The organism is Sporosarcina luteola (genome assembly GCF_023715245.1).
GTDB classification, from domain to species: Bacteria; Bacillota; Bacilli; order Bacillales_A; family Planococcaceae; genus Sporosarcina; species Sporosarcina luteola_C.
Genome location: NZ_JAMBNV010000001.1, coordinates 1,752,051 through 1,769,494 on the forward strand (window position 1 = coordinate 1,752,051; position 17,444 = coordinate 1,769,494).

The following is a 17,444-nucleotide window of genomic DNA, read 5'->3' on the forward strand; positions in this document are numbered from 1 at the left end:
GCTACCATCTTTTCCCCCTCCCCTCAAAATGTTTTTTTGTTACACTCTTGATGGTTCTGTTTAATTCTTCTGGACCCAACGGCGGATTGTTCCTCTCGTCCCATAGGTACATCATTTCGCAAATCAAGGCTAAATCAACGTTCTTTGCGAGTAAATGGCCCACTATTGAAGCCGCCGCCGGGTTGCGCCCCTCACCTTCTGATAAGCCTTGCATGAGCTTCTGCCAGTATGAGGATGGTTTGGGTTTGGGCTTGTCCGTATGCGTGTAGACCGGTTGTGTGACCATATCTATAAGCCATTGAGGAGCTTCTGCTATTCCCACTTCTAACGGATGCGAACTAAGTTCCCAATCGTACCGTTTGCCGCTTGCGTGTAGGGATGGCGCAGCAACTATGTAGCCATTGTCACCCCTAATATCTAGACCCGGTGCGAAGTTCGTTTTATTTCCTACACCTTCTCGATATCTAAAGATGTAGTGATCCCCACCGCTACCCGTTATAGCTTGTACAGTTTCGGGCAGTGGTCCATGTATTGCTGTCAACTCTTCGAGAGTTGCCCGACCATCAACTTTGTGAACATCCACATCAAGTACGAAGATTCCGCTTTCTTTCCCGGTACGGATGCCGATATTCGCACCTTCAAAGTCGTTCCACAATAGGTTGACGGTTTGTGGATCAGCTGTTGCATCCTTCAAACCATTTATGGTGGCCGGATGTTTACCTGGACTGTTGCAATTAGGTTTACCGCATGTACATTTGCCATTCCTTATCGAATGGACCGGGAATACATGCCAGTTTAATAGTTTTGCATATCCAAGAGCCGCTTTTTTCATACGTTCTGTATCATCTATTTTATTGCTTTTATCTTCGGTCTGTGTTACACTTTGTATAACAGTCATTCTGATATATCTCCTTTCCGGGAGGGGTTGTCCACTTTCGGACGCCCCTTCTTTTTTTGTAGGTTGGTTAGGCCTGAAGTTTTCCCCTCTTCTTTTCCTACCGCCACCGGAAAATGGCGTTCTTGCATAAATACACTTTTACTGTATATAATGGACTATAGGATATTTAATTCTCGCCCTCACTGATTGCCGTCAGTTGGGGTTTTTTCTGTTTCTAGCTGTTGCGCCGAGTTGAATATATCTAAATGAATTTTGTGAGCCGCCGTGCTTTCACCGTCAAGATTCTTCACCGTGAGATTAAGCAACTTAGAAAGTATTTTCGTCCGTCGTTGAAATTCCATGAAATTGATCTTCGCATGGTTGATACCGGTCTCGTCCATAGCCTGTGCAAGTTGCATTAATTCTGCAGCTACATCATTTAAAGTTTCCACATCACCTTTCATAACCCCGAATGCTTCATCAAGCAGAAACGTGTCCCCCTGCAACTTGCTAACGTTTGATTGTGTCATTTCCCATTTTCCTCCTCTGTAATTTCGTATAGATCCTGTACAGCAATTTCGATATGATGGACCAACATTTCTTCTCGGGTAATTTCTTCTTTCTTTTCATTTATTCCGTCCGATGTAATCATGATGTGAGGCGCCTCTTGCTGAAGTACCGCATCCAATGTATCGGCGATTTCTTTAATTGACAGAAAGACCGCATGACCTTCCCTATTTGTTTGCAGTAACTCGTCCATAGTTTTTTTCATATCGTTCAATTCACGTTCCAAGAAACTTGAAAGGCTTATCAATTTTAGGTTGGCAGATTGTAATTCGTCTAAATCCCTACCCATTCCATAGTTCGAATACAACTCAATCACATCTTCCAGAAATGCGTGGATGGCCTCGATTCTTTCAGCCTGACAGACTAAATCAGCTTGGACTTCACTTGTGTTTCGGTTGTTAGTCATTTCAAAATTCCTCCTTCATATCCAACCAAGTTTTTTACAAATCGCTTCAATGAAGTCTCTCCTCCATCTGACAGCACTTGACCTGCTAGCCCCCACCCGCTGTCCTGCGGCTTCTACAGTGACTCCACGACCGCCAAAATAGTAAAGTGTTATGAACGGTATACGTAGTTTGTCGAGTTCGTTGAACGCATCCTGAACGGCATCTAAAATGCGCTTCACTTCTTCAATTCGCCGGATTTGCTCGACATACGCCCCGTATTCTTTTCCAAGTTCCACTTCTCCGCTAATAAGCTTCGTATAGTAAGGGACATTTTTGACATGATCATCCATCACTTTCAGTAGGTGTGGTGATAAATCTTCACTTTTTGTCATTCCGGGGTGTTCACCTCATTCCCTAAACTCTCCCAAACACGTCCGGCCATGAAAGCTAAGATGCTGCAAGCCGGAATACCGAGCGCCGCGATTAACCCCCACTCAACACCCATTCACGCATTCCTCCTTTTGTATTGTTGAATATCCCCGCCACTATCGCGTACTTCATGGAAGAAACGATCCAAGTAGTTGTCCAATTCCTTTTTATTGAAAAGCCACTTGCTGCCAAGACGAATCGCCGCTTTGAAGTTTGGATCAGCCATGATATTCGTGTTGAATGAGTTCCACGACATATTTACATATTGAAGAACTTGCTTTGTATCCATGAAGAAGATTTTTTGATCAATCTCTTTCACGCGTTCCTCAATTACTTCTCGTGCCAATTTTTCTAAGTGGTCTTGGTTGATTGCGATTTCAAACATCTTTCCACCTCCTCATTCTCTGGCAGTGAACTAATTAACATAAATTGTTCGCTGTTGGATATATTAAAACACATCACAGAATATAAATCAACAATTAATATTTCTACCAGCGAACTTTTTTGTGTATAATGGGACATAATAAGATTAATGGAGGTTAGTAAATGGATTCCTTGGGGTCTTTTATAAGAAAAAAACGTAACGAAGCGAATATTACATTGAAAGCTTTAGCAGATAGAACTGACTTGAGCCAGGGGTATTTATCCAACTTAGAAAACAACATTAAAAAAAGACCATCTCCCGAAGTTTTACAAAAGATAGCCTATGCGTTAGGAATCGATCACTTTTTGTTATTGTCGCAAGCTGGATACGTAGCTGAAGAACCTACAATTGAGTATTTAGAGAACAGAATAACCGCACTGGATGCAAACTTAATTAGGTTACGGAAGGAAAACGAATTTCTGCAGGACAAACTCCGAGAAAATAAGGACAACGAGGAATTGTACGATGTGGCTTTTGAGTTGGTGTCAGACAACTGGGAAAAGATTGAGTTAGCGATGGAGGAACAGACAGAGTTAAGAAATAAGTTAGCTCAAAAACAACACCAAGATTTCCATGATTCATTTACCCCAGAGGAATTAGATGCTTATATTGAAGAACAGCACCTACAGCATGAAATTGATGAATTTAGACGTTCGGAGTATCCAGATATAGAGGAACTTCTAATGCGTGGAGGAAAACTATACTTCAATAAATACGAACTTACTCATAAAGATAAAAAAGTCATTAGAAAAGTTCTATTCGCCTTATTCGAAGACCAAGAACAAAACTATCCTTCTGAAGAGGAAATTAAAGACCACTATATAGCGAGACAACGGTTTATCGAAAACTTACAACGCATCAGCGAAAGAGAATCTTCTATGAAAAAAGGAGAGAAATAACCAATGGCCAGCTTCCGAGAAAAGAATGGATCATGGGAATATATCGTTTCTGCTGGAAAGAACCCGGTTACTGGTAAATACGAAAAGATAACGAAATCAGGATTCCGCACCAAAACAGAAGCCAGGAATGAAGCGCGGCGTATTGAAGAGGAATTGAAGCAAGGGACATATGTAAGAGAGTCAAGAATGGCATTCGGGGATTTTGTTGAGCTATGGTTCTCCTATTATGAGAAGCGTGTAAAGGAAAGTACTGTGTACACGCGCAGGACAGCCGCTAATCGTTTATTAAAGGTTTGGGAGCATTACCCCTTGAATGACATTACAATGAGCATGTATCAGCAGTATATGGACAAATCGAGCGAAGAAGTGAGCAAGAGTTATCTGTCAGGACTTCATACCACTGCTTCCATGATTTTTGCGTATGCTGCCAAACTAGGACTGATCCGCAACAATCCAACAACACACTTTGAGATGCCGCGTATGGTTTCCAACAATGTGGATGGCGAAGAGGATATAGGTAGCTTCTTCGACCGCCATGAACTAATGGAGTTCTTCAAAGTAGTAAAGACTCACGGATTAAAACATGACATGTTGATATTCACCACACTCGCTTATTCGGGTCTGCGTGTCGGAGAGCTTGCCGTATTGAAGAAATCGGACATTGATTTCAAGACGAATGAAATAAATGTAAATAAAACTTATGTATCAAAACATCGCACTAAGGCTGACTATCTTATCCAGTCACCAAAAACAAAAGGATCCATCCGAAAAATCGAATTAGACCCTTTTGTAATTTCACTTATTAAAGACCATCTTAAAGCTCAGAAAGAAGAAAAAATGAGAAATAGGATGGTCTACAATGACAATGGCTTCATATTTGCCGATGAGGAAGGTTATCCCCTCCAGCCAGTAAAAATCAGAAAACGCTTGAAGCGCATTCTAAAGCAGATGGATACGGACAAGCATATCACCACGCACAGCTTCAGACATACCAATATTTCACTACTCATTGAAGCTGGTGTACCGATTGGAGAAATCCAGCGAAGAAGTGGACACTCAGATATTCAAACGACCATGAATATATATACGCATATGACCAAAGATACTAAAGATCACGCTGCTAACTTGTTGAATGTTCACCTATCCGGCTTGACCAATTCTCTCAAAGAAATGAATTGACATATTTTTACTGTTGCCGGATTATTGCCCAATCTGATTTTATTGCCCCGATACCCCTTTGACTATAAGGTTTTCGGGGTATTTGTTCCATATTCTATTCATTCGGAACCTCGAATTTATAGCCGACGCCCCAAACAGTAACAATCATTTTAGCTGCACTTTCCGAAACACGGCTCAGCTTCTCCCGTAGTCTTTTCACATGTGTATCGACTGTCCGTAAATCTCCGAAGAATTCATAGTGCCAAACTTCCTTCAATAACTGCTCGCGGTCGAACACCTTATCCGGCGATTTCGCAAGGAAATAAAGCAATTCGTACTCTTTAGGTGTCAAGTTCACTTCTTTTCCTTCAGCTGTCACCCGGTGTGCATCATGATCAATTGTCAATTGCGGGAAGACGACAAGATCTTTCGAACTGTTCGTGGCCGTTGCGTCGGGGAAAGTTACCGATCTTCTCAGAATGGCTTTCACACGCAGCACAACCTCACGCGGACTGAACGGTTTGACAATGTAATCGTCTGCGCCTGTTTCAAATCCAACTACCCGGTCGGATTCCTCTCCCTTCGCTGTCAAAAGGATGACAGGTGTCATTTTCTTTTCGTCACGAAGTTCCTGCAACACTTCGAGGCCATCTTTTTCAGGCATCATCAAATCGAGTAAAATACAGTCATATTGATTAGCAAGCGCCTTTTCGATCGCTTCGGCGCCATCTACCGCCTCATCGATTTCAAAGCCTTCGCGGGATAAATACATATTCAAAAGTCGGCGAATCCGATCCTCATCGTCCACCACTAATAGCCTAACATTCTCTTCCATATTCAATGTCCCCTTTCAACAACGCTTCTGTTCCCATTGTACAAGCTGTACATAAAAAAAGAAACTGCACAGCTCCTTTTCGGCTCTGTGCAGTCCAATCGGTTCACGCGTATGAATGCAAACCGGCAATGATTAAATTCACGGCAATCAGATTGAACATGATAATGACAAATCCGATAACCGCAAGCCATGCTGATTTTTTCCCTTCCCATCCTTTTGACAATCGGAGATGGAGGAATGCCGCGTAAAATAGCCATGTAATAAGTGCCCATACTTCTTTCGGATCCCACCCCCAGAACCTGGACCAGGCTTCATGCGCCCAAATCATCGCAAAGATTAAGGCCCCTAAGGTGAAGACAGGGAAACCGATGAGAACGGAACGATAGCCGATTTCATCCATTAGCTGCGAACTGGCTTTCTTCGCGAAAGGTTGGAAAACAGCCGCAATTGGTTTACGGAATATAATCCGTAATAGAAGATAGAGAATTGCTCCCGTAGTCACTGACCAAACGAATGTCGTCAATGTTTTTGCGTTGACGATAGCTGGCATTTCGGCCCACGGAGTCATCGCTTCAGGAGTTTGGGCTTCATATTCATGCATGCCGAATAACGGCGGGTAATTATACTCGATTTTTGCAGGCGCCTGGTTTTTATCGATATACGTAAAGTGCGCTTCATAGCCCGTCAACTTGAATGTTGTCGAAGATAGGACGAATCCGAGGACAAGGACTAGTGTGAACATAACCGCTTCGAGCCAAAACCGCTGTTTTGAAGGCTTTGTCAAATCGACATTCTTCAATAAGTAAATAAGTCCCGCCACCGCACTGATTGCGAGGATTGACTCACCAAGCGCAGCAGTTATGACATGGATAGTTAGCCAGTAACTTTGGAGCGCGGGTATGAGCGGTGTAATTTCCCGTGGGAACATGCTTGCGTAACCGATAATAATGATTGCAATCGGTAATGCAAACAATCCAAGGGATGGTGTTCTATACAAGAAAAACAGTAGAATGAAAGACCCTACAAGCATCATGCCGAACGCAGTTGTAAATTCAAACATATTACTAACAGGAGCGTGGCCTGAAGCTATCCATCTTGTTATGAAATATCCGAGATGGGTGATGAAGCCGATGATAGTGATTGTAATCCCTACATTTCCCCATCTATGATTTCTATAGGATGCTTCCGATTTAGCGCCTTTCACTGCTCCACCAAAAAACAAGGTGGCTACCAAATAGGCAATGAAAGAGACTAAAAGCAGATTCGCGCTTAACGATGCTAATCCCATAATTATTTTTCTCCTTCCTCTTCCTCAGTTGACGACTCATTATCCTGCCTGTCTTCATAGTTCGGCAAGCCGGCAACATCTTTAACGGCATTCAAATCCTTTTTCAATGAGAACCAATTTTTATTCGTATGGGCGGCTACCAATAGCTCTTCGCCTTCCCCTTTCTGAATCCAAATACGTCTATGATTCCAATAGGAACCTTGGATGACGCCGATCATGAAGATGAGTCCGCCAAGTAAAAGAACATATAATGTCTTGTCTTTTCGTATCGTCAAGCCGGAAATATCCCGGGTATCTGCTCTGACGAATTTTACCTTATACGCATTTTCTTGCGTTTCAAGCGTTTGCCGTATTGCGACAAAGCTTTTTTCGCCTTGCGGTTTCTCAGGAGTTATCATATTAAAGATGAAAGCCGGGTTGTTCGGAATTGGCGACTTGGAAACCGGTTCGCCATTTTCAACACCATCGTAATCTGCATAATAGCCGATCAAATCGACACGTGCCCCATCGTTCAGTTCATAAATCCCTTCCGGATCGTCAAGGTCGATAGTGAATTCACCAAATGATTTTCCTGTTTCCTTCTCAATCAGTTCCATTGTCATCGCCTTCAACTCATCTTGACGGTAATCCATCTGGAAGATGTTGTACCCATCAAATTTCAAAGGCTTATTGACGATAATCGGATAGTCTTTGATGTGTTCCAGATCAGTCGAACCTGGTAGGTTGTTCTCTTTCGTTTTGTATAACGAGACTTCCGTCTGATATGATTTCACAATTGTGCCAACACGATCGATTGCTGTTCCGAAAACTTCATCGGCCTCTTCCTTTGAATACAGCTCCATGCTGAAATCCTTGTTCTCCAAATAATAGCCCGGAGCACCAGGTATTGATCGCAATTCACCTTCCCGTATCCACATTGTCTGGTCAACATAGAAGCCGGGGATGCCGCGCAATAAGATACCGAATAGGAAAATGATCAGTCCTGTATGATTTATATATGGACCCCAACGAGAAAAACGGTTCTTTTCGGCCAAAATCGCGCCATTTTCCGTCTTTACGTTGTATTTCATTCCCTTCAATTTCTCTTCCGCTTTCGCAAGTGACTCATCGACATTTGGAGAATGGCCAACACCGTAAATACGTTGCCGTTTCATGAATGACGGATGCCGCTTTGTCCGTTGCTTCTTCAATGATTTATAAAGTGGAATCACCCTGTCGACACTCGCAATGATAATGGAAGTTCCAAGCATGCCGATCAGTATTTTAAACCACCAGCTATTATACATATCATAGAAGCCTAATTTGTAATAGAGTGTACCTACAAATCCATACAGACGTTCATAATATGCTAATAATTCCGCCGGTGAATTCTGATTCACCGGTACATAAAACTTCTGTGGAAAAAGCGTACCGATCGCTGATGTGGTAAGAACAGCGATGATAATGCTTACCCCAATTTTGACACTGGAGAAGAAATTCCATATTTTATCGATGATTGACCGTTTATACGTCTGGGATCTGCGCGCAGACCCTTCATAACGCATATCTACGACTTCACTGTTTTTCGCTTCCTCGGTCATCGGACGGCCGCATTTTTCACAAAGCACTGTTCCAAATGGGTTGTCATGACCGCATTGGCATTTGATTTTACTCATGTGTACGAACTCCTTATCAAGGTTGGATGCTTTCCATGTACGAAATGATTTCCTTCTCCGTCATTTCCGCAGTGATGATTTTCGTGATTCGCCCGTCTTTATCGATCAGCAGAGTCGTTGGAAGCGGTAAAATGTTATATAGCTCCTTGACATCCTTGTTTTTATCGATGACGATCGGAAACGTCAGTTCATATTGGTCACGGAACGTATCCACTTTCAGGTTGGATTCGGCGATATTCACTGACAATACATGGACACCTTTTTCCTTGAAAGCTTGGTATTGATTTTCAATGTATGGCATTTCCCGTTTACAAGGTGGACACCACGTTCCCCAAAAGTTCAGGAAGACACCTTCTCCTGCATAGTCGGATAACCGATGCTTATTCCCATCCAGATCGACAAGCTCAAAATCCGGGGCTTTGTCACCTACTGCCAGGACTTTGACTTTGTCTTTTGAGAAAATGGAAAATAAAATGGCTGATGCAAGCAATAGTAAAACAACACCCCGGAAAATGAGGCGTGTACGCTTTTTATTCGCCTTTGACAATTGACAGCCCCCTATCGTAATAAGATTCCTATACCAAGTATAGCAAAACAATTATCGTAATTTTGATGGAGTCGTGATAGGTTTGTGAACTTTTCAAAAGCGCAGGGTGGCGCTTAACTACGAAAGGCATAAGTTTGATCTGCGAAACGGCGCTCTTTGCCGTGCAGCGGAGCTGACTTATGACCCGAGCAGTTGCCACCCGGAGTCTAGACGGAACAAACGTGCAATGCACGTTTATCCGATTTTCCCGGTTTCAGCAAGAACGCGCAATTGCTTTACTTCATGGGTTGTCAATTCACGCGCCTCTCCCGCATTCAATCCGTGCGTCGTCAACATCGCGAAAGACTCCCGTCTCAGTTTTTGAACCGGGCACCCGATCGCGTCGAACATTCTCCGGACTTGGCGGTTTCGCCCTTCATGGATGGTGATCTCAACAAGTGCAGTTCCTGTCTTCTTGTCGAATGACTGCATTTTCACTCGGGCAGGGGCAGTCATGCCATCCTCAAGTTCGATGCCGCGTTCTAATCTCTTTAATGCATCCCGTTCAGGTATTCCTTTCACTTTTGCAACGTACTTCTTTTGGATACCGAACTTCGGATGAGTCATCAGATAGGAGAAGTCACCATCATTTGTCATGATGATAATTCCTGACGTATCAAAATCCAATCTTCCTACAGGGAAAATTCTTTCTTCCACCATCGGAAGCAGGTCGAGAACCGTTTTTCTCCCTTTTTCATCACTGACCGTCGAAATATAGCCTCTAGGTTTGTATAGCAAATAATAGACGAATTGCTCTTTGACCAACTCCACACCTTCGACTTCCACACGGTCTGCGCGTGTAACTTTTGTACCCAATTCAGTTACAACCTTGCCATTCACTTTCACTTTTCCCTCAACGATGAGTGTTTCCGCTTTTCTTCGGGATGCAACTCCCGCCTGTGCTAATACTTTTTGTAATCTTTCCAACTCGTCACCTTCTTTCTACCTCAAAAAATTATGTCACATTTCAATGCAAATGAAAAGAAGACCGACCTAATTACAGTCAGTCTTCCCTAATTACTTCATGTTCAAATGCTGAATAATTCATTTCCGAATCTCAATTTCAGCTGTAACCAGCAATTCATTATCTAGTGATACAGCCCATGTCCCTTTTACTGTCCGATCATTCTTCCGCGGAATATAGACGACATGGGATACTTTTTCTAATTCATCCTCATTCAATAAAAGGACAATCGGCTTCTTCAATTCTCCATTCACCCCTGGAAGAATACGGTATTTACCTTTCTTCGCAACAGTGACGTTCTCGAATTTCCGGAATGTCTCATTGGCCAATTGCTCATGTGTGTTCCAGTCGTTCCCATTATTCAACGTGACGACGATTAGTTTCTTACCATCCTTTTCGAAGTAAGTTGCAAGAGTCCTGCCCGCTGCTTTCGTGAATCCAGTCTTGCCAGCGATGACATAGTCATTTGTATGGATTAAACGATGTTTATTCCGCCAGCTTCTTACCTCGTCACCTTTTCGATAGATGAAGTTTTCCGATGAAGCAATTTTATGGAACTTATCATTCTTCATAGCAAAATAAAGCATTAATGCCGTCTCATATGCAGTTGACAAATGCCGATCATCATGAAGGCCTGACGGGTTCATGAATGTAGTATGTTCTAAGCCATACAATTCAGCTTTACTATTCATCAAGTCGACAAATCCGTCTACCGAGCCGCCAGCATGTTCAGCAAGTGCATATGCAGCATCATTTCCGGATCGCAGCATAAGTCCATATAACAATGCATCTGCATCTATTCGCGTGCCATGTTCCAAGTAAATGGAAGAACCCTCAGCAGAGGCAGCCGCAGGTGATATGACAATTTCACCTTCCTCGGCTCCGCTTTCAATGAATGTCAAGGCTGTCCAGATTTTCGTCAGACTTGCTATCGGCAATTGAAGATTTTCATTTGACCCGCTTAATAGACGTCCTGTCTCTGCGTCGATAACAACCCATGCACTTCCAGACGCCGCTTCTTTCGGTACTGCAGTCAATAAGACCGATAAGAATAGTACAATGGCTACTGCATGCCTCAATCACTGTTTCCTCCTTCTTCTGTCATCTCAAATGCTTCTTGGAATTTCGTCATGAATAGATCTGTATCTCCGAATGATTCTTCATCTTCCCCCTCAACTAATGGAGGAAGCATATCGATCGACTCCAGACCGAATCTGTCCAAAAATAAATCAGTCGTCCCGTAAAGTATTGGCCTTCCGCTGCCTTCCATACGTCCTTTTTCCATAATGAAACCTTTTGCAACGAGAGTCTGGATCGGACCGTCAGACTTCACACCACGCAAATCGTCAATTTCTATACGTGTAACAGGCTGCTTGTAAGCAATGATTGCCAACACTTCCATTGAGGCTTGTGTAATCGAATTGCGTGCCGGATTTTCGAGCATCCTAAGAATATCATCAGCGAACTCGGCTTTCGTCACTAGCCTGTAGTGACCTCCGTATAGCCTGAGTGTAATTCCCGAGTCTGGTCTATCCTCATAATTCACACGCAGTCTTTCAGTGATTTCAGCCGCCACATCAGTTTCTATTTGAAGCAGTGAGGCGATCTGACTTAATGTCAACCCATCATCTCCCGCTATGAATAAAAAGCTTTCCAACATTCCAATGAGCCGTTCATCGTTTTTTTCCATCATTCTCTTCCCCTCCAACCATGACTGTCATTTTACCGAAATTATTTTCTTGCCTAACGATAATATCTAGCCGTTTCATCAATTCCAATAACGAGAGGAATGTCACGACTAAATCTTCTATGTCTTCTTGTTCAAATAAACTTTCAAAATCGCAGCTTCCGCCAAGCCTTTCAAGCGATATCATGATGTTGTCCATTTTTTCACTTACCGAAAGCTCTGTTTTTGCAATATTTGCGGTCAATGGTGCACGCAGTTTCTTTCTCTCGAGCATTTTCTGGAATGCACCGATCAAATCGAAAACATTCATCTTTTCTTCCGGAACCGTTGCAGTTACCTCACCATATTCCGATAAGTCTCCTGGCAGTTTCGTGAAATGATCCGCCCGATCTTCTGCTGATTCGAGTAAGGAATTGGCTGCTTCTTTGTACTTTTTGTATTCTATGAGACGGGCGACTAATTCATCCCGCGGATCTTCCTCGAAATCGAATTCCGAGTCTTCATCCAATGCTTCGCCCTCATGTACAGGCAATAGCATTTTACTTTTGATCTCAAGTAAAGTGGCCGCAAGTACCAAGTACTCACTTAGTTCGTCAAGTTCCAAAACACGCATTGCGTGAAGATGCTCTATGTACTGATTTGTCAGCTCTGCCATCGGGATATCATAGATATCGATTTCAAGTCGGTTGATTAAATGTAATAATAGATCTAGAGGCCCTTCAAATGCCTCCAATTTCACTTTATAAGTCAATGGGACTCCTCCTGTACGCATTATTGCTTCACCATATAGAAAGGAATGATTTGTATGAATCCATATCATCATCCGCTATTCTTGAATTTTATTGTTTATTTCAATAGGAATCAAGATTACTTCGAATGTCACGAAGTGCTTGAAGAGTATTGGAAATCCATACCTGGATATACGAAAGACCATCCGCTTACCGCTTTAATCCTTTTATCGACAGGGCTCTACCATTGGAGAAGGGGGAATGTAGAGGGAGCATACCGCACCCTTGTAAAAGCTGAAAACAAAATGCTCGACTTCCATAAGTTTGACAGTCGATATACTGAAGATATCGATTATGAACGGCTTGTACAAGATACGGCCAGGTCTGTTAATAAATTGAAAAATGGTGAGCCGTTTTCCCCGTTCCAAATATATTTGAAATCAGAAACCCTTCAACAGTCAGTTGATAAGAACGCTTCTACTATGGAGCTTCTTCCGTTTGGAAGCGATACTGTCATTCATAAACATATGCTACGGGATCGTTCCGATATTCTTGAGGAACGCGAAAAGAAAAGGCGCAGACCACATTGATCTGCGCCTTTTCCTCATTCGTCTAGTTGTGTTTCTTCCTTTTGACGGCATTTTCTCAAGAACGATTCTGTTTCCTCATTGCTCTTACATTCCAAGTCAGGAAAAAGATCTCCGAGCTTCGTGATTATTTCGCTGCCGATCCCTTCTCCCCGGAACGAAGGGTTGACAGAAAGGTGCATTACGGTATACGAATCTGCGTCCAAGATGATTCCGACGAGGCCGATGATATCTTCCTCTTGCTTCAAAAGGAATAACTGCCAATTTTCCTCATTTTCGTACTGATGAATCGTTTCTTGCAATTTTTTCACAGACTTTTCTCCGGGCATATAAGAAAGCAAGCCCATGGCGATTTTCTCATACGCCTTTTTGTATCGTAAAAGCATCATTGAAATCCCTTCTTTTCAAAAAATCCTCAGGCTTCGGCAATAAGGCTGTCCTTCATTTTTCAGAAGACCTATGCCGGATTATGATTATCCCGCATTAACTGGCAGTAAGACTCCCACCAGAGTGGGAGTTCAACTGCCAGTATATGCCCGATCGGTTCAACTAACACTCAGTGGTGGATGAAAGGAACCACCACTGAGTGAAGTTTCCCTTATCGTACATGATACCTAAGGCTTTTTCAATGATCGAGAAAGTTCATTTATTCGGTCCTGCAAAGGGGGCAATAAAGTACCAGTATACTACTCCCCAAATGGCTGCAGCAATGACTATGAGCAGGAAAAGCATCATATTGCGCTTTTTCATGTTGGGATTTCCTGCTCTGTCCTCTGTAGAGGAATGTCCAACCTGATAACATCTTCATATGTTTCCCTGCGGACTACCAATTGATGCTGGCCGTTTTCGCAAAATACGATTGCAGGCTTTGGAAGTCGATTATAATTGCTTGCCATGGAGTACGTGTAAGCCCCTGTACAGAAAACGGCAATGAGATCCCCTTCTGCAGGTTCGGCAATATACGCATCTTCAATCAATTTATCTCCTGATTCACAGCACTTCCCAGCGATTGTCACTTTGTCGGCATGAGGATCCAACATTCTGTTCGCCGTAGCAGCTGTATACTTCGCCTGGTATAGAGCTGGACGGATATTATCAGACATGCCTCCATCGACTGCCACATAAGTCCTTATACCTGGAACTTCCTTGCTACTGCCTGCCGTATATAGTGTCGTGCCTGCGTCTCCAACAAGCGATCTACCAGGCTCAATCCAAATTTCCGGTAATGGATAATTTGCTTTTCGTGACATCGATAGCACAACATCCTCCATTTCCTCAACATAGGCGGAAGGATGAAGCGGTGTATCCTCGACCGTATACTTGATGCCGAAACCCCCACCTAAATTGAGCACTGTACATACGAATTTAAATTTCTCCCGCCACTCAATCATTTTCACCATCAGCGCTTCCGCTGCGAAACGGAATGCTTCTGTTTCAAAAATTTGGGAACCGATATGGCAATGTAATCCGAGTACAGTAATATATGGATGATTAAAAAGCTTGAGGAAAGCATCATCCGCTTGGCCATTCTTTAAATCAAAGCCGAATTTCGAATCCTCTTGACCAGTTGTAATATAGTCATGGGTTGAAGCATCAACACCTGGAGTGACACGCAGCAGAACATTCATCTTCTCCTTGCGCGATTCTGAAATCTCCTTAAGCATTTCGATTTCCAGGAAGTTATCGACTACGATGCATCCGATTTTTTCATCAAAAGCGAATTGCAGTTCTGTATAACTTTTGTTATTTCCGTGAAAATGAATCTTTTCTCGCGGGAAATCTGCAGCTGCCGCCGTATAAAGCTCTCCGCCTGATACAACATCCAGTGATAGCCCCATTTGCTTAGCAAGTTCATAGATGGCTATAGAAGAAAATGCTTTACTTGCATATGCTACCTGCGCAACGATTCCAGCCTTTGCAAATGTTTCCTGGAATGCAATCGCACGTTCCTTGAATAGAGCAACATCATAAACGAGCAATGGTGTGCCATACATATGTGCAAGATCTACTGTATCTACTCCGCCTATCGTCAAGTGGCCCAGATTGTTCACCGATTGAGTTCCATATAGATGCATATTCATTCCTCCAAGTCATGTTGTTAAAACTTTATCATAACTGGAAGGCAGGAATCAATCTACGAAAGCCTATTCCGGTCAGGAGCTTTCGTAATATAAGGCCTCGGCGCATCCATCGTCATAGGATAACGGATCAATACACGCTTCATTGCCTCAGGGAAAAACGGAACCGCTGGCCATAAGTATGGTGTTCCCATTGGCTTGAGGGATGCCAAATAATAAAACAGAATAGCGATGCTCAAGAAAAACCCAGGAGCTCCAAGAATTCCCGTCAAAATAAGTATGAAGATCCTGAACACTTTCGTTGTAATGCTCAATTCGAACGATGGAATCGCAAATGTGAAGATAGCGCTCACAGCAACGTACAGTATGACTTCTCCAGTAAATAGACCGACATCTATCGCCACTTGGCCGATTACAATTGCTGCAACGAGTCCCATGGCAGTCGTCATCGGAGAAGGGGTGTGTATAGCGGCCATCCGTAAGACTTCTATGCCGATGTCTGCAATTAATAATTGTACGAGAAGAGGGACGGATCCCGGATCATTCGGACCGATATAACTAAGTGAAATCGGTAAGTATTGTTGATATGTAGCAAGTAAATACCAAAACGGAAGCAATAATAGACTGAGCGACGCACCAATCAGACGGACCCATCTCACAAACGTACCGATGAACGGTGCTTGCCGATATTCCTCAGCATGTTGCAAATGATGAAATATGGTCGTTGGTACCAAAATGACTGAAGGGGATGTATCGACTATAATTGCGATATGGCCTTCAAGAAGATGCGCGGCGCAAATATCCGGCCGTTCAGTGAAGCGGACGAATGGCATCGGGTGGAATCGTTGCTTAAATAGGAATTCTTCCAATGATTTATCTGTCATTGTCAATCCATCATGTTTAATTTCATCCAGTCTTTTCCGGATGTAGGAGAGGTGCTCCTCACTGGCAGCCCCTTTCATGAATGTGATGGCGACATCGGTCTTGCCATTCACAGTCGTTTGGTGCATTTCAAAACGGAGATTTTCCGTCTTTAGTCGCCTTCTGACAAGAGCTGTATTTGTAATGATGTTTTCTGTAAAGCCATCTCTAGATCCGCGGATGACTTTTTCAGTGTCCGGCTCTTCAGGTGACCTTCCAGGATAACTTCGGATATCCCCGATGAATACAAAACCATCGGGGAGCACGAAGCCTACCTGTCCACTTAATACATTATTGAGCAGTTTCTCTTTCTCATCGACATCCGACAAGGCATAGTAAGGGAAATACGTAAGAAACCACGCTGGATCATCCCTGTTTTCCTCTTCGGGTTTTAAGCCTTCTTGCATTTCCGTTAGCAACGTCGTCAAAATGTTTCCATCGACAAGTCCGTTAATGTAAAGCAATAATGCAGGCATCCCCCATAAATGGACGGTTTTCGCCGTAGCATCGAATGTTTCATTTTCACCGAATTTACTATGGAACCACTCTTCTCCGTCTTTCAAAGATGTAAATAACTTGGCCATGTATTATTCCGTCCTCACTTTGCTTCACTTTCCTCTGGTTGTGAACTCATCCATGTCTTCAACTGGGCTAATATCTTCTTCTCCAACCTGGAAACTTGCACTTGCGAAATGCCGATGCGTTCAGCGATGTCACTTTGCGTATAGTCCAAGTAATACCGCATATAAATGATTGTCTGGTCCCGTTTATTGAGCTTGGATACAACGTCCCGGAGCGGTATATGATCGAAGAACCTCTCTGAACGGTCATCCCTCAACTGGTCCATCAATGTTAAACTGTCACCTTCATTTTCGTATAGCTGCTCATGAAGGGATGCGGGATCTCGCAATGCATCCGATGCGAGAATGACTTCATCGATCGATACATCTAACACTTCGGCGATCTCAGAAACGGAAGGCGATCTTCCGTGGTTTTTAACGTAGTCGTCCGTCGCGTGACGTATTTTAAAACTCAATTCACGAATCGACCTGCTCACTTTCACCATGCCATCGTCCCGAAGGAAACGTTGTATTTCCCCTACAATCATCGGTACGGCATACGTGGAAAACTTCACCTCATAGGATAGATCGAATTTATCAATCGATTTCATAAGGCCTATGCATCCGATTTGGAATAGATCTTCCAGGTCGGCTCCCCGGGATGCAAATCGTTGAACGATTGACCAGACGAGCCTCGTATTCCCTTCAACCATCATTCTTCTCGCATCTTTATCGCCATCCTGAGATTGCTGGATGAGCACTCTCATTTTCTCCTGTGACAATAGGGCATCTTGTCGCTCAACTGATGTATCCAT

Annotated in this window: 20 protein-coding genes; 3 read left to right on the forward strand and 17 right to left on the reverse strand. The window is 43.2% G+C overall.

What is annotated here, in order from left to right:
- Window position 1 precedes the first annotated feature (1 nt).
- From M3152_RS08380 to M3152_RS08400, 5 genes are all read right to left on the reverse strand, one after another.
- Complete coding sequence (locus M3152_RS08380) at window positions 2-898, reverse strand: bifunctional DNA primase/polymerase (RefSeq protein ID WP_251694694.1); 897 nt, start codon at window positions 896-898, stop codon at window positions 2-4.
- 179 nt (window positions 899-1,077) lie between these two features.
- The gene (locus M3152_RS08385) at window positions 1,078-1,407 is read right to left on the reverse strand and encodes a hypothetical protein (RefSeq protein WP_251694695.1); all 330 of its coding nucleotides are present in this window, start codon (window positions 1,405-1,407) and stop codon (window positions 1,078-1,080) included.
- On the reverse strand, window positions 1,404-1,850 hold the full coding sequence (locus tag M3152_RS08390; RefSeq protein ID WP_251694696.1) for a hypothetical protein: 447 nt from the start codon (window positions 1,848-1,850) through the stop codon (window positions 1,404-1,406). The genes M3152_RS08385 and M3152_RS08390 overlap by 4 nt, the downstream gene beginning before the upstream one ends.
- A gap of 15 nt (window positions 1,851-1,865) precedes the next feature.
- Complete coding sequence (locus tag M3152_RS08395) at window positions 1,866-2,222, reverse strand: hypothetical protein (protein ID WP_251694697.1); 357 nt, start codon at window positions 2,220-2,222, stop codon at window positions 1,866-1,868.
- 113 nt (window positions 2,223-2,335) lie between these two features.
- Window positions 2,336-2,644: a hypothetical protein gene (locus tag M3152_RS08400; RefSeq protein WP_251694698.1), complete on the reverse strand. Its 309-nt coding sequence runs from the start codon at window positions 2,642-2,644 to the stop codon at window positions 2,336-2,338.
- A gap of 161 nt (window positions 2,645-2,805) precedes the next feature.
- On the opposite strand from M3152_RS08400, the gene M3152_RS08405 reads away from it, so the two are divergent.
- Complete coding sequence (locus M3152_RS08405; protein ID WP_251694699.1) at window positions 2,806-3,582, forward strand: helix-turn-helix domain-containing protein; 777 nt, start codon at window positions 2,806-2,808, stop codon at window positions 3,580-3,582.
- A 3-nt stretch (window positions 3,583-3,585) separates the two neighbouring features.
- Window positions 3,586-4,761 (forward strand): tyrosine-type recombinase/integrase, encoded by a 1,176-nt coding sequence (locus M3152_RS08410; RefSeq protein ID WP_251694700.1) that lies wholly within the window; start codon window positions 3,586-3,588, stop codon window positions 4,759-4,761.
- Between the two features lie 94 nt (window positions 4,762-4,855).
- Here the strand turns inward: M3152_RS08410 and M3152_RS08415 are convergent, their stop codons facing one another.
- The 8 genes from M3152_RS08415 to M3152_RS08450 all read right to left on the reverse strand — a co-directional run bounded on the left by M3152_RS08415 (window position 4,856) and on the right by M3152_RS08450 (window position 12,506).
- Window positions 4,856-5,575, reverse strand: a complete 720-nt coding sequence (locus tag M3152_RS08415; RefSeq protein ID WP_251694701.1) for a response regulator transcription factor — start codon at window positions 5,573-5,575, stop codon at window positions 4,856-4,858.
- Window positions 5,576-5,678: 103 nt separating this feature from the next.
- Window positions 5,679-6,863, reverse strand: coding sequence for a c-type cytochrome biogenesis protein CcsB (gene ccsB, locus M3152_RS08420; protein ID WP_251694702.1), 1,185 nt, complete (start codon window positions 6,861-6,863; stop codon window positions 5,679-5,681).
- A 2-nt stretch (window positions 6,864-6,865) separates the two neighbouring features.
- The gene (gene resB, locus M3152_RS08425; RefSeq protein ID WP_251694703.1) at window positions 6,866-8,518 is read right to left on the reverse strand and encodes a cytochrome c biogenesis protein ResB; all 1,653 of its coding nucleotides are present in this window, start codon (window positions 8,516-8,518) and stop codon (window positions 6,866-6,868) included.
- Window positions 8,519-8,534: 16 nt separating this feature from the next.
- Window positions 8,535-9,065, reverse strand: coding sequence for a thiol-disulfide oxidoreductase ResA (gene resA, locus M3152_RS08430; protein ID WP_251694704.1), 531 nt, complete (start codon window positions 9,063-9,065; stop codon window positions 8,535-8,537).
- A gap of 234 nt (window positions 9,066-9,299) precedes the next feature.
- Entirely contained in the window at window positions 9,300-10,031 is a 732-nt protein-coding gene (locus M3152_RS08435) for a pseudouridine synthase (protein ID WP_251694705.1), read from the reverse strand.
- 117 nt (window positions 10,032-10,148) lie between these two features.
- Complete coding sequence (locus M3152_RS08440; RefSeq protein ID WP_251694706.1) at window positions 10,149-11,147, reverse strand: D-alanyl-D-alanine carboxypeptidase family protein; 999 nt, start codon at window positions 11,145-11,147, stop codon at window positions 10,149-10,151.
- Complete coding sequence (gene scpB, locus M3152_RS08445; protein WP_410055841.1) at window positions 11,144-11,761, reverse strand: SMC-Scp complex subunit ScpB; 618 nt, start codon at window positions 11,759-11,761, stop codon at window positions 11,144-11,146. The genes M3152_RS08440 and scpB overlap by 4 nt, the downstream gene beginning before the upstream one ends.
- Window positions 11,742-12,506, reverse strand: coding sequence for a segregation/condensation protein A (locus M3152_RS08450; RefSeq protein WP_251694707.1), 765 nt, complete (start codon window positions 12,504-12,506; stop codon window positions 11,742-11,744). Before M3152_RS08450 ends, scpB begins: the two co-directional genes overlap by 20 nt.
- 54 nt (window positions 12,507-12,560) lie before the next feature.
- On the opposite strand from M3152_RS08450, the gene M3152_RS08455 reads away from it, so the two are divergent.
- The gene (locus M3152_RS08455) at window positions 12,561-13,073 is read left to right on the forward strand and encodes a DUF309 domain-containing protein (RefSeq protein ID WP_251694708.1); all 513 of its coding nucleotides are present in this window, start codon (window positions 12,561-12,563) and stop codon (window positions 13,071-13,073) included.
- A 14-nt stretch (window positions 13,074-13,087) separates the two neighbouring features.
- On the opposite strand, the gene M3152_RS08460 is transcribed toward M3152_RS08455, so the two are convergent.
- The 4 genes from M3152_RS08460 to M3152_RS08475 form a co-directional block, all read right to left on the reverse strand.
- A complete protein-coding gene (locus M3152_RS08460; RefSeq protein ID WP_251695291.1) occupies window positions 13,088-13,456 on the reverse strand; it encodes a GNAT family N-acetyltransferase in 369 nt (122 codons plus the stop codon).
- 360 nt (window positions 13,457-13,816) lie between these two features.
- Window positions 13,817-15,145 carry a diaminopimelate decarboxylase gene (gene lysA / locus M3152_RS08465; protein WP_251694709.1) on the reverse strand — a complete coding sequence of 443 codons (1,329 nt, stop codon included), beginning with the start codon at window positions 15,143-15,145 and terminating at the stop codon, window positions 13,817-13,819.
- A gap of 59 nt (window positions 15,146-15,204) precedes the next feature.
- Window positions 15,205-16,653: a spore germination protein gene (locus M3152_RS08470; RefSeq protein ID WP_251694710.1), complete on the reverse strand. Its 1,449-nt coding sequence runs from the start codon at window positions 16,651-16,653 to the stop codon at window positions 15,205-15,207.
- Between the two features lie 14 nt (window positions 16,654-16,667).
- A complete protein-coding gene (locus M3152_RS08475) occupies window positions 16,668-17,444 on the reverse strand; it encodes a SigF/SigG family RNA polymerase sporulation sigma factor (protein WP_251694711.1) in 777 nt (258 codons plus the stop codon).